Below are 13,645 nucleotides of genomic sequence, written 5' to 3'. Positions count from 1 at the left end.
CCCGAATTCACGAGCGAGTGCTAGCTTTCGATACCCAAGCCTGTTAGCGCTGCTTCGACGCCTTGCCAATGTTGGCGAAGGTTTGCCGATTGTGCGCTCCCGCAAGCGCGATCCGCCCGCCGATGCCGGTCAGCACCGTCTTGCGATCATAGCCATTCCGGTTATTCCCAGCGCCCGCTCGGCAAGCGCCTTTTCTAGTTCATCAAGCAAGCCGCCCTGTTGCAGGGAATGGCCACGATTGGGGCAAGACTCTCCTAACACGCGGGAAGCGCGAAGAACGCGCGTTGGGAGACGATGGCTAAATGCCCCGCTTACCGCGCCTTAGAGTCCATCCGGGATCATATGGTTTTCTGACATAGCCTTCGGAGCATGCGGCGGACGGAGACCCAGCGCAGGAAGGCAAGCGCGCGGCGGTTCAGGCACTTCCAATCCTTGGCCAATCGTCGGCAGCGATTGAGCCAGGCGATGCTTCGGCAGCACGACGAACTTGCGCAATTCGGATCGCTTGACGATCTCGAGGTTGATCTGGCGGCAGGTCGTGCGCAGTCCGGCCTGAAAGTTGGCACCCTGGTACCCGCCGTCGGCGTAGAGCTTCAGCAGGAAGGGGTAGAGACCGAACAGCGTGCCCATCAGCAGCACGCCACCATCGCGGTCCTGGATGTCGGCGGCGTGGATGATGGCCTGCGTCCAGCAGGCCTTGGGTGTCGACCAGGACATGGCGCTTCTTGCCCTCGATCTTCTTGCCCGCGTCGTAGCCCGATGAGTCGATGCAGCGCCCCCTTGCCCGGTGTTCCGCAAGGTCAACCACTGGAGCGACGTCAAGCCGGCGGCGCTCGAGCATGACATCTACGTCTCGGTCTCACCGCTGGCACGCACGCGGGCGCGGTTAATCGCATGAAGTTTTTAGCCAAGCCCACTGACTACGCGGTGCCGTCCTGGTTATCGCAATCCGACAGGCCGGCAGAAAGTTTTGAGTGCAAAAGACAATCTCAAAATGAGCAGTAATGAATTGCCAGATATTATCGCGGCGCCAAATCAACAAGGCCTCGAGAAGTTAAAGGCGCAGCTGACAACAAAATAAAACCCCATTTACCTCCTGTTTTGACCGCAGCCATACCTTCCGAGACCAGATTGACATCTTCGTACTGTAACGGAACGGCGATAGTGGCACCTCCGTTTGCGACTAGCCGCAGAAATCCTCGCATCGGCCCTATACGGACAACAGCAAATCCCTCCTGAAACGTGAATGCAGCATCGTACCGCGGCTCCACTGTGAGGTCACCCCGTTTGTTGATGTATCCCCATTTCCGGTTGATTTGAACCGGCGCGACGCCATTCGAAAATTGACCAGCCATCTCGAAACGATCTTCAAATAAATGCGCTCCATCAGCTCTTAGGTAGCCCCATTTTGAGCCCTCCGGCTTAACAGCTGCATAATCTTCGCTAAACCGCTGCACACGTTCATAGTTTTCAGAACCAGAAATCTGGCAGAAACTGGCACCATGCAGGCAGTGGAATCCAAATCTATCCTTTCCATCTCTTCCTTTGATGCCGAAGATAGTGAAATTATTGCTAATTTCTGAAAGATAGATGAGTTCAGACGGATCTTCGTCCAAGTCCTTGAGTGATGTGAAAGCACCGCTGAGGTTTATGTATCCCCACTCGCCGTTCTTCTTTACCGTTGCGATACCTCCTTCGGGAGCCGTTGCGAATTCAAAGTCGAAGGGCAACACTAGCCGTCCAGCACTTCCAATATACCCCCAACGGTTCCCGCTCCTGACGGCAGCAAACCCATTTTTGAATCCATTAACGTCGTCGAATTGCGGTTCTACGATGAGTCTTCCTGAGGAAGATATGAACCCCCACTGTCGGCTCTTAAGTACTGCAAATCTTCCAAGATTGCCGCGCCGAATCTGATCGTAAGCTGGGGCAACAATCCAACTGCCTTTTCGGTCGACGAGTCCCCACTGTCCCTGCCACTTTACCGGTGCGACTCCCTCGTGAAAACTACCAGCATCCTCAAATCGCGGCGCAATTGCCAACTGCTGCTGCGCCTGAGATGTGGCGGCGCTAGTGAGAGCGAAGTTCCAGAAAATAAAGCTCCTCAGTATATAGCGGCGGCGCGCTTTGCGCCGCACTGGGCCAAACCCCGCATCTGTACTTCTTGTAAACGCTACAGCCAGCTGCGATTCCACCTCATCACTTTCAAAATCTGGACTCTTGATTAGTCGGCGCACCCATATGCTAAGCTGCCTTGCAAGCATTTGATGCCCTCCTGGAAGGACCTCATCTCCATGAACAAATCTTGGTCCCTCTCCCATCTTGAACAGAACCACGGTTTCCGTACCGTCGCAATAGGTTTTATAGCATTTTTGGCATGCATGTTGGAAGTAAACGGATACGCTCAGGCTGATTCGAGTTCGGATAATTATTTGCCTCACATGGGTGATCGTGCAACGATCGAGAGAGCGATAAATCTAGAGCGGCCATCCTTCGAACCTCCAGTGGACGTGACTGGAATTTCGGTTCCTCACCATTTATTAGCCGCAGACTTAATCGCGCGTGGCTTCTGGGCAGCGAGCAAAGGAAGTTACGAACGCGTTATTCTTATCTCGCCGGACCACTATCGCTCTGTAAAAGGTCGCTTTGGTGTTATTAATAGTGACTTTAAGACGATTTTCGGGCAGGCGCGCCATGATCATGAAGTCGTCGAACGCTTGCTCATGCAACCAGAGCTCTTCGAACCACTAAGACAACCCGAGCGAGAGCACGGGATTCAAGCTGTCGTTCCCTTCATCCGCTTCTTTTTTCCCTCAGCGGAGATTATTGCGGTCGCCGCTGCAGTGACCACAGACCCATCGGATTGGATCGAAGTAGCTTCAGCTCTTACTCCATTTCTGACAAAAAAAACCCTAGTTGTTCAGTCGACAGACTACTCGCATTATTTGCCCTTGGCCGAGGCAATCAGGCGCGATCGGCAAACTCTTGCAGTACTGTCGACTGGCAATGTCGATGTAGTCGGGAGCCTAACACAACCCTCACATTTAGACTCTAAGGCTGCCCAAGCAGTTCAAATGCACCTTCAGTCACATTTGGGGGCGAGCCAGATTCTAGTTGGTAACCGCAACTCCGCACAATACACAAAAATCGAATCTAGCACGACGAGTTATCTAGTATCAGTTTTTTTGAAAGACCCTAATAAAGGTGGAGTTTTTCGGTATGCAGACCAGAGTGTTTTTTACTTTGGCGGTGATGTTCTTCTCGGCCGCTTTCTGGCCCCTATGGTGGCTAAAGAGAGCGTAGCTGCGGAAATCGTTTCCGAAATCATGAATCACACGCAGGGTGCTCCATTGGTAGTTAATCTTGAAGGCGTTCTTTTGCCTGATCCAATCGTCGGACTTGGTAGCAACACGCATCAAATGCTTGCAAAAATCGCAGCCCCTATTCTTCGAAGGTTGAACGTTGTTGCGGCTGGTCTTGCCAACAATCACAGTTTGGACTTCGGGCCCGCAGGCCTACAGGAGACGATCGAGCAACTAGAGATTTTCGGAATTAAACCTCTCGTTCACGGTTCAGCTGTGAACATGGGTATGTTCAGGTTGGTTGCTTTGAACCTTCTTCCAGGCCAATTGTCGAATGAACCCGCGGGAGCGGGATTTTCTGCAGCATCAAAACTTTTGTGCGACCTCGCCGCAGACCCGCCTCTGGTTGCGTTTGTCCACTGGGGGAAAGAATATACCAGTGTTCCTACGCTCAACGAACGCGCCTACGGTGAGGCGCTGCAGCAGTGTGGGGTTTCTCTGATCGTCGGCGCTCATACGCACCAGGCGTCAGCGCAGTTGGAGACAATAGGACGAGGGGAAACTCAGATTTTGTTTTCGCTTGGCAATTTGATATTTGATCAGATTGCCTCGATTAGCTCGGCAGCGTTGCTTGAGGTTAGGATTTTTGAACAAGGGACTATTGCAGCCCGCCTCGTGAAGCTGCCTAATATCTTCGAGACCGCGAAAAATGCGTTTCACCGCGAACCTGCATCGTCGAGATAATTCGATTAAATGCCGGTATCGCTGTGTTGCAGGGATCGACAAGACGAACGTGGTAAGCTCAGTTTCATCTGAATTTGGGCAGTGCGAACTGAGATCGGGCGTCCCGGCTCCAACATGCGGTTCAGAGCACGGACGGCAACGTCCACCTCGGTCGCCCGGCGCTGGGCCGTGCGGCAGCGCAATCCGTCGCCGATCACCTGTGTGAACCTGCCAATGGTGGCATCAACGCGGGCGTGGGTGGTGTGGTCGGACGCCTTCTGCCAGGCCGCTCGTCCGTGCTCGGCGATGCATTGCAGATGGCGGTCCCGCTATGTTGGCGCGCTCTCTGCCGGTTCGCTTGGCGCGGCTGTGGAACGCGACGGCACAATGACCGCCGCCTCGGGGATGGTGCGCGGCGACATCGCTGTAGACTAAATCGCCGCTCGATCACGGCGGCCAGATCGGCCCGCCGCCAGCGCACCACGCCATGCGTCGCAAGGTCGGGGGCGGTGCGCTCCAACTCGGCCACCACCGCCGTTTGCTCCGGCGTCAGCAACGGCTTGCGGCCGAGGCCTTTATGGCGGTTCGACATCCCGGCCAGGCCCTCCGCGTTGTAGCGATGGACCCAGTCGCGCAGCGTCTGCCGATCCATCCCGCAGGTCTCGGCCGCCACCGCCCGCGGCGATCCTTCCAGGACCAGCGCCAAGGCCAGCATGCGCCGCGCCGCCGCCGCATTCCGGCAGGCCGCCGCCAACCAACGTAGGTCCACCGCGGTATACTCAACCCAGGTCAACGCCACCGCCACCATGACCGCCTCCCGCCTTTGCAGGGCCAGCGAATCACACGCCAACGCAACGGCATCAATTTTGAGTCATTCCTTCAGGGCAGCGGTATCAGACTGCTGCATCATCTCCCGGGCAACCCGGCGCGCCTCCGCATGATGGCGGTCGACTGCGGCATGCACGGCGTCGCCGAGATTGCGCAGCAGGTGCTAGCGGTCGGTGACCTCTACGGCATCGGGTGCACCTTGCCGGACACCATCGGCATAGACGCCGGTCCGGTCGCGGGCGACCACCGCCACGCCGGGGTTGGCCTTCAGCCACGCAGCCAAGCTTATCGGCGCTGCGGTCGGGCAGTAGGTCGACTACCCGGTTGCGCTCGAGATAGACCAGCACCGTTCCGTACCGATGGCCGCGGCGCCAGGCCCATTCGTCGACCGCCAGCACCCGCATCGGCGGCCTCGCCTTCGGAATACTGCCAGTGCGGCGCGCCATCCGCAGCAGGGTGTCGGCGCTAACCGGCATGGCCAGGCGCGCTGCCAGCCGCGAGACGACCTCGCCGCCGGTGGAAAGGCCCAGATTCCGTTGGAGGTTGTCCAGCCGCCCTGTCCGACGAGCGGCAGGAGGCGCGGTGTCAGGCAGCCGCCCGGCGAAGGTCAAGCGCGGGCACCCCAGCTCCAGGCAGCGGAAGCGCCGGGCCTGCACGCGCAACCTGACCGGCTGCCCCTGCCAGGGCAGGTCATTGAGGATGCGGTCGTACCGACTGCGGACCCGCCAGGATGGCTTGCCGCAGGCCGGGCAGGCAGCCAAGCACTCACGCGGAGCGACGACGATGGTGAGAAGTTTGGGGGAAGGCAGGATTTGCTGGACCACCAGCCCTGCTGGGACGAGAGGAAGAAGACGTTTTGACAACAGTCAGACTTCAGGGGAGTGGAGGGTACCCCCTTCCATGTGCTTAATCCGCCCCGAAACGACGATCCGCAACACGGGAAATGCGGCAAAGGCAAATCAACCTCAGCATTGACAATTCGGCCTCGATTGCTGCGATCGCCACGCCGAATGGCGGTCTGATCGTCATCGCTGGCGATCAGACCCCGGCTTTCGCCGTCAGCATCACGCCACACCGGCCCAGATGATCGACGGCTTTCTCAACGGGCCTCCGGTTCAGATTGGAGGACACACTGGGCATCCGAGAGGTAGGTGAGGACGCGTCCTGCTACTCCGGCTCGACCTGCAGCGCCACAAGCCGGACCGCGCAAGACCGCCCCTTGAGCCAGTCCACTTCGGGTGAAAGCGATTTTCCAATGGGCTGTTAGCCGGCCGGCATGAAGATCAGGAGCCGAATCTCGCGTGACCGAACCTCACGTCCACCAGCAAGCTGAAGTACCAGACGAAACGCATGATTTGAACTCTTCTGCGCAGTCAAAAAAAACCTCCACCTTCCAACTACTCCGGGAGGTACATCATCAACTACAGGTAAAGAAATACGATAAGCCTTCCGATCAATTGAAAGCTGGTAAGGCTTAGGCCTGACAATAAATGGATTACCACCTTCGCCCTTCTCCGCGTTAGTAAAAAGCTGTCCGATAGGCAGCACCACTTGGAACGGCGATTTTTTCCTAATGTCGGTTTTCTTTACGGGGTCAAACCATTCATATTCGAGGGTTCCTCGCACAGCGACGGTGAAAGTGGGGTCGCTGAGACTCACCATGTCTGCCAGAGAACCGAATATACCAGACGCCCTCGCCAAACGGAGGCAGACCGCACCATTGCGCGACCCGCAAAAAATCGGCGCTTCTGATAACGCTTTGATATTAACTCCGGCTGCGGCGAGTTCGCTGGAGAAGTCGATCTCGCGCGTCCGCGCGTTTGCTGTAGCAGGTCGAATTCCTCCAATATTCTTGACAAAGTCGCGCGTCGGCGCTCCGGCCTTTCGCTGGGTGAAAGCCGAGATCAACCGCGCGTTTTTAGCTTCCGTCCAGCCGAAGTTCGACACCACAACTCGCGGGCGAAAACCAGCCTCTTCCCATTGATCGATCATTTGCACGGCTGGTTCGCCGTCCAGTTCACTATTAATAATGTCCAAGTAGGCTCCCTCGATACCTACCATCTGAGATGTACTATTCTCAAATTCAAAAATAATTGGAACCGTCTGAAAGCGCGTTACATCAGCACCAAGGAAGCTGGGGTTTGCGGCAGTGCTGGATTTTTCTTCATCTGTGAGCTGGATTTCCGTGCTTCCGCGCCATACGTCAATCAATCTAGGGTCATCAGGGTAGATTTTGAGGAAATTCGGAGTGCTTTCTGACGTATACGGTAAAGCAATGCTTTCGAGGGTAGATTGAGGATCAACTAGCACACTAAGCCGGAGACCGGTGTCAGTCTGCTGCTGTACCGACAAAATGCCCGAAAAATGCTGATCATCTGCACTCAAATCGGAACGACTCCCGGGCACCTCGCTTCCTGCTTTCCAAAGGGCCCGAAAGGCAACACCGCCAACAGGAAGATATGCTCCCGATCCGTTTGGCCTATCACTGTCGTACTCACCATCATAAACCGCTCCTGCTGCGTCAATATAAACCCCTTTGCCTTGACGGGCTCCACGGGCGAACTCTCCTGAATACTGACCACCATCAGAGAAGCGCAACTGCCCGCTCCCGTCGAAAAGTCCAGCCAACCACGTGCCTTTATATTCAAAACCGGACCTATGCTTAAATCGACCTTGTCCGTGAGGCATGCCATCGAGCATCTCACCGACATACTCAGCAATAACGTCTTGAGCAAGGTGAGGGGGCGAGTCCAGCTGCAGCCATAGCAACCGTCCATATCCAGAAATATTACCGGCCTGATCACGTACTAGATCAGCCGGAATCCACCGGACATCGGTCGCCGGAATGCCCAAAAAATCCCAAAGGTGATACCTCCGACGCACAGCCTTGCTCTCGATCGGATTCCACATAAGTTGCACACGAGTACGCCAGTATCCAGTTTGCGGCAACATAAAAGCAGCAGTTGCATCGGTATCGCGCTCAAGGCGCTCGACTGCAATTGAGGGGAATGTGGCGACTAGCAGGCCTAAAATGCCGTAAGCTAAAGCACGCCGCAAGGTACGGACCATTTTTTGCCTCCCGTTCCGGTTCACTATATCGGTTATATCAGAGCTGATTCTACCTTGTTTAGAAAACTTCTAAATTTCATTGGGGAAAAGCAAACAAGTGCCTGACGCGGTCGAGCCATAACTCGTTCTCAATTGATTGGATTTCCACAGTCCCATCGCTCGTCGGCAGTGCTAACCGTGTGTTGCTGATCCAGATTAGCGCCGTCGGTTTTCGCTGGGATGACCTGCTGAAATGTTGCGGCACTCCGGGTCCTGAAAAATGAAGCGAGGCTCCATCTAAGGTCAATTTCCAAACGTATATTGTGCCTGCCTCGTCGAGGGCTGCCAACCACTGACCGTTAGGAGAGAAAGCGACAACATTAGTATGTGACCTGCCAACCTGTAGGTAGATATCATGCCGGCCGGGAACGATCGAATGCAAAATTATTTTTCCATCGTACCGCGTAGCAGCAAGGTAAGCCCCATCGGGAGATACCTCGACGCTTCGAGCACCGCGGAAACGCCCTTGAAGGCTCCCGTCCGACACCTGTTCAGGCACTACTTCCGTTTCGTAGGCTACCGTCTTAGAATTCCAAGATAGGATCGCGCCGTCCGAAAAACTTACGAACAGCTTAGGTAAGCTTGGATGTAGAGTTATGCCCCATGGAGTCCGGTTCGGTCGACGAACTTCGAGTGGGGTAGACTGTCCACCCGAACTTTCTATGATAAACGCGGCCGCCGGATTCTTAGAAATGGCCGCTAATCGTGCCTCGTCAATCCATATCACTTTTGAATAGGAGAGGTTGCTCAGGGCCCCAGCTTTGGCCTGTAGCATATTGGTTATGAAAACGGAATATCCGCTATCGCCGTTAGCGACAGCTAAACGCCCGTCAGAACTCCAAGCTAAAGCTGCGATCGATAAAGCGATTTTGTTGCGGGTCATCAGCTGACCCAATGAGTTCCAGACATACAGATATCCATCGGCGCCCCCAGCTGCCAACGCTCCAGACTTTATATCAAACGCGGCGGCGATTAGGGGTGTTTCGGTCTCCGTCCACAAAGTATGGCGGACAACTGTGTCAGCAGATCGGGACCAAATTCGAACGGTTCCGTCTAAAGATCCTGTCGCCAAGGACTCGCCGTTATTCGACCAGCTCACAGAGATAATTTCATTCATGTGCCCCGTCAGCACTTGTGCTCGCGACAGGCGGTAAGATTCATTCTGATCAGAGACGACGCGAGATATGCAAAGGGCATTTCCGCACGAGAACGCAAACTCCTGTCCGTCAGGTGCCCACTGAAGATCAGCTATTGGATCCGCTACTGTTCTACTTGCGCGGCTTCGAATTGAAAGATCCTCATTGAGTTTCAAAACTAAAACTTCGCCGGATGACGTGCCAGCGGCGATGCAATCCTGCTGAATCGACCAGTCGAGGGAAATTATTTTCCCTCCAACTTTTGTTTCTTCGGATTGCCGTGTCGAAGTGCCGATCTCAAATAGCTTTATTGATCCATCCTGAAAGCCGACCACTAGGCGGTCGCCATTGGAGCTTAATGAAGTTGCTGACGCTCCTGGAAGCATCAATACTTCCTCGGAGCACGAAAAATTTAGATTCTCCGGTTCACAGCGCAAAAGTAGAACCCCATCGTCAGTTACTAGTGCGAGACGGGCCCCATTCGCAGATGCGCTGATTGTATGCATGCCCGCACCGACAGTAATTGCCGCGTCTGGTCTGCGTGCCAGTGCGAACGGCCGTCCGTGAATGGTAGAGAAAAGCGTGCCATTCGATAAAACCATAAGAATACGACCGTCATTAAGCGCTGCGAAGCCTCTTGGAACCAAACGCCCCTCATTTGCTTTATCGGCGATGCTGAATGCGATTTGTTCATCTTTGGTGTGCGCTTCGCTCGAACTCGGAAACTTCAAACGGCGGACCAGCCCATCAATAGTTAGCACTAATAGCGACTGCGTGTCTTGCCATATTAGACGATCCGGTCTCGCATCGGGTATTTTATGGACTGATGCGAGATAAGGCGATAACGCACTTGCTGCAGTGAAGAGAGATGAACGCGTTTGTTCCGTGCTTTTGAACTCAACTGCTTGGACAGCGTGAATGGATGCCTTCTGCATATCGCCTACGGCGAAAGCTTGCTGAGCGTAAGTCACCGAGAGCGAAGCAGCTAGATCGCGGCTTCGGTTTTGGGCCTCATTCCAGAGGTACCACAGTCCGAAGCAAAGCATAGAGAGCGCTGCTGCGGTCGTTGCGTAGATTGTCCGCTGACGCCGAAGCGTGCGTACCTTTTGGTTCTGCGCTTCGTCCTCTTTCGCCTGCGCATGCGCCAGATATTCTTGGTCTCCCGGTGTCAACAATCCCCGTAAATCATCGCGCTGAATGATCATCTGCGCGAATGCAAGGCGCGCTCCACGATGGGTAAGCCACTCGCTATCGCGGGCATTTGCCAGCCAATCTCGTGCAGCTCGCTGTATACCCTCGATCGCAGTCAGTGCGGGCAGGTCTTGTTTGAGCCATTCACCTAAGGTGCCCCACTGACGTAGCAGTGCCTCATGAGTAGGCTCAACAGTTACTTCATGCGTCCTGAGATCAACATCCTTAGACAAAAGCCGATCTTCAATCAATTGTGTAACGATCGATTGCGCCTCGCTCGGGATCTCAGTCATACGCGCTATGCGTCTTCGCGGAGATCCAGTCTCTGGATCTATGCCGGCGAGCCACGGAATCAGAGCGCGTTTCAAAAGTGCCAACTGGGCAGTACGGTCTTGGGGCACTGCCCCCCTTTCTAGGAGCCGTTGTAAGGCGGCGTCTACCGCGGCCTCAATTGATCCTTTGATGCCGCCCAGAGCGCGATAATCGTCGAGTGTAAGGTCGCCGTCGCCGCCGCCCTCCCTGTACAGCCGTTCCAATGTGAAGGCTAAAAGTGGAAGTGAGTCCTTTGAGCCTCCTTTTTCAACATCTACTAATAATGCTTCTACCAGGCTGTTTTCAATTCCAATTTTTCTACCGGCCGCAGCAGCTCGCTCAATCGGGCGTCTTATGATCTCGACGTACGCACCGCCCGGCATTGGTGGCAGATTCAACATGCTCTGAGGAACTGCCTCGATCTCGCGGCACGACTGAAATTGATCGTAGCTGTCAGATCGCATTGCGATGATCACCACAATGGATTCTGACTTTAGACCATTTAAGGCATCAAGTAGGTGTAAAAATTCACTCGCTTCACTTGCTGCTTCGGCCGTGAAGAGCTCCTCTCCTTGATCAACGATAATCGTTAATGAAGGCGCGTTTGGCGCGGTATCTCCGAGGCGAAACCGGTGACGCTCTGTCAGTGTCGAAATAAGGGGGAGTGTACCTTCAGCGCCGCCCTTTAACGCTGCACGCGCTTCAATCCTACTGATAGCTAGACCTGCCTTTCCCATCGCGGTCGCAAATGCCGAGGCAAGTCCGGTCTCGCCGTACAAAACGTTACGCGCCGGGCGCACAACGGGTAACACTATATACTCACTTTCGTTTCGCGCTAAGCGGGGAATGAGGCCTGCACGTAAAAAGGAAGATTTGCCGGACCCGGAGGCCCCGAGAATGACAAGAATTCGAACACCTCCGACTGCCCGCAATCCGCGTATAATATCTAAGCCGGCGATAATCGAGCTGTCTCGTCCGAAAAAAATACCGGCATCCTCGGACAATAATGGTCGCAGTCCTGGGAACGGCGGTCGATTTGGGTCGTTTGCCGGTGGCCATTCAAAGAATGTCGGTGTCAATCCCGCCCGTTGGAGGCTAATTTCGAGGCGGCTCAGTCCTTCCCCATCGAATAATACATCAATAGTTTCTTCTGAATTAGGCAGTCGAATCGGAATAGAATAATTTTGTGCGCCTGACGCGAGTTGGATAACATGCCACTCTGCAGTGATTTCTGTTGGTAACATTTCCAGGCTGTCTCGGGATACAACCACACAAACAATCTGTTTGTTAAGTTGTTTTGCTAAAACGTACTCAAATTTGCACCAATCCGATGCAATCCATTCCGGCGACAGCAAAAATAAAAAAACCTCGCAGCGTTCGGTCGCTTGGCGAAGCGCAACCTGCCAGCGTTCTCCAACGATCAACCCTTCCTTTGGATCGAGGTCGAGGAAAACATCATTCCAACCTTTTGCAAACAGCCATTTCGCTAGAGCTATAGCTTGGGAATTATTTTTGCTAGCATGGCTGACGAATATGCGGGCCATGGTATGATTGTTCCAAGCTTAGGTTCGATAGCCATTCGAGACTGCAACTCTGAGTGCACATACGGGCTTATTCGTTAGCGGGAGGACGGCACTTCGGTTTCCAAATGCGGGTTTTATGATAATGCGTCTGGTGCGCTGGAGCACCAATGTCCGAGTGAGATAGGTTGGAAGCCATGCTCACGCCCCACTTGTTTGCTGCACGGACGGAATTCACCGTCTGCCTTGCGCAAGGCCTCTAAATCTCCCGCCCCCGCAAAACTGTCGAATTTATGATCCGATCTGGCGTTTGCTGGCAAGTCTGATTTAACCTAATACCAGGTCGAACGTGCAAACTCTCGGCGCGAGTGCGCCACCAAGCGACGGCGTCTCGACCCATTGGACTTCGGGTGAGACCGCGGAGCAGCAGCGTTACCCTTGCCCAGGTGGTACCACGACCTCGTAGGTGCAGGCGAAAGCGGTGGCCGCGACCCTATAGGTGTCGTCCGGCTTGCCAGGGTTGCGAACGATCACGTCACCCGGGCGGGCGCGCATCTGCTCACCCCAGGGCGCGGCAAAGCGAAAAGCACGTTCGGCCTTGGTCACGACAAAGAAGCGCAGTTTGGGTCCGCGCGGGTGGAACTCGCGCCAGCGCTGGGCATCAGACGCTGAAAGCGGACCCTCGTAGCGCTCAGCAAAAGTCTTGGCTTTAACGAGGTACTCCTCATTCCCAGTGATGGGACAGCGGTTGCGGACCACCCAGTCGCCCTCAGCTGCCGGCTTGCTTTGGGTTTCCTGACCCTCGCCAGCGATATGGGTTACGATCACCTCACCGGGGTGGGCCGGCCGAGCATCGACCGGCTTGGTCTTCTGGGCGACACCGACCCGGCCAGCAGCCTCGGCCGCGGCGAATAAGGCGTGCACATCGCGCTCGGGCAGATGATCAAGCATGGCAGGTAGCTCCGCAAGCAGGGTGGGACCGAGCAGCAGGACCGAACTGTAACCGAGAACGGCGCCTGGCAGCTCCGGCAAGGCAACCTCACCTTCCGACCTGAGGGGAGGTGGCTGGGTCTTTCGAGAGGTCGGCGAGCCAAGCCTCGTTCTCGGCCGCCATGATATCCTCCACATCGAGCACGAGGGCGCGGTCCGCGGCGGAGTCGGGCTGCACCAGCGTGGTCACCTCCCATAGGGCAAGCCGTACTGCGAGGCGGTCGGCCGTGACCCGGTAGGTGGCGGCCAAGCGCTGAAAGCGCTGGCTCAGGGCATAGGTGCCGACAGCAGCGGCCATGGTGCCAATGACCGCCACCCAGGCCTCGACATAGCCAGCCCCCCAGATCGCGCCCACCGCGCCCAGAACCGAAGCAGCGGCGTTGAGCGCCTGGCCCACACGCCCATAAAGGGCGGCCTTTTGCTCGTGAGAGCGTCGGAGAGAAAATCCCTCAGGGAGCGGCTGGGTAATCTGGCCGCGGCGGCGTGAAATAGGAGCGCTGCCGAGCCTTTCGTCACGACGGCTGACGGAAGGCCT

General features: G+C 55.5%; 7 protein-coding genes and 2 pseudogenes. 1 reads left to right on the top strand and 8 read right to left on the bottom strand.

What is annotated here, in order from left to right; genetic code table 11:
• Positions 1–338: 338 nt before the first annotated feature.
• Together E2C06_RS25450 and E2C06_RS25445 are read right to left on the bottom strand one after the other, a co-directional pair.
• Positions 339–778, bottom strand: a pseudogene (locus E2C06_RS25450) (transposase); the annotation flags it as partial.
• A gap of 241 nt (positions 779–1,019) precedes the next feature.
• Positions 1,020–2,264: a WG repeat-containing protein gene (locus E2C06_RS25445; protein WP_165982653.1), complete on the bottom strand. Its 1,245-nt coding sequence runs from the start codon at positions 2,262–2,264 to the stop codon at positions 1,020–1,022.
• A gap of 30 nt (positions 2,265–2,294) precedes the next feature.
• On the opposite strand from E2C06_RS25445, the gene amrB reads away from it, so the two are divergent.
• Positions 2,295–4,046, top strand: coding sequence for an AmmeMemoRadiSam system protein B (gene amrB / locus E2C06_RS25440; RefSeq protein WP_165982652.1), 1,752 nt, complete (start codon positions 2,295–2,297; stop codon positions 4,044–4,046).
• A 193-nt stretch (positions 4,047–4,239) separates the two neighbouring features.
• Here the strand turns inward: amrB and E2C06_RS25435 are convergent, their stop codons facing one another.
• The 6 genes and pseudogenes from E2C06_RS25435 to E2C06_RS25410 form a co-directional block, all read right to left on the bottom strand.
• Positions 4,240–4,833, bottom strand: a complete 594-nt coding sequence (locus E2C06_RS25435) for a helix-turn-helix domain-containing protein (RefSeq protein WP_133291394.1) — start codon at positions 4,831–4,833, stop codon at positions 4,240–4,242.
• A gap of 658 nt (positions 4,834–5,491) precedes the next feature.
• A pseudogene (locus E2C06_RS39750) lies at positions 5,492–5,677 on the bottom strand (transposase family protein); the annotation flags it as partial.
• A 439-nt stretch (positions 5,678–6,116) separates the two neighbouring features.
• Entirely contained in the window at positions 6,117–7,922 is a 1,806-nt protein-coding gene (locus E2C06_RS25425) for an MORN repeat-containing protein (RefSeq protein WP_133291393.1), read from the bottom strand.
• A 76-nt stretch (positions 7,923–7,998) separates the two neighbouring features.
• Positions 7,999–12,144, bottom strand: coding sequence for an nSTAND1 domain-containing NTPase (locus tag E2C06_RS25420; protein ID WP_133291392.1), 4,146 nt, complete (start codon positions 12,142–12,144; stop codon positions 7,999–8,001).
• Between the two features lie 408 nt (positions 12,145–12,552).
• On the bottom strand, positions 12,553–13,071 hold the full coding sequence (locus E2C06_RS25415) for a hypothetical protein (protein ID WP_133291391.1): 519 nt from the start codon (positions 13,069–13,071) through the stop codon (positions 12,553–12,555).
• An 88-nt stretch (positions 13,072–13,159) separates the two neighbouring features.
• Positions 13,160–13,645, bottom strand: a 486-nt coding sequence (locus E2C06_RS25410; protein ID WP_133291390.1) for an SLATT domain-containing protein, incomplete at its 5' end; no start/stop codon positions are given.

Source organism: Dankookia rubra (genome assembly GCF_004355005.1).
In the GTDB taxonomy this organism is placed as follows: Bacteria; Pseudomonadota; Alphaproteobacteria; order Acetobacterales; family Acetobacteraceae; genus Paracraurococcus; species Paracraurococcus ruber_A.
The sequence above is the reverse complement of the archived record's forward strand: the minus strand, read 5'-3'. Positions and strand labels throughout refer to the sequence as shown.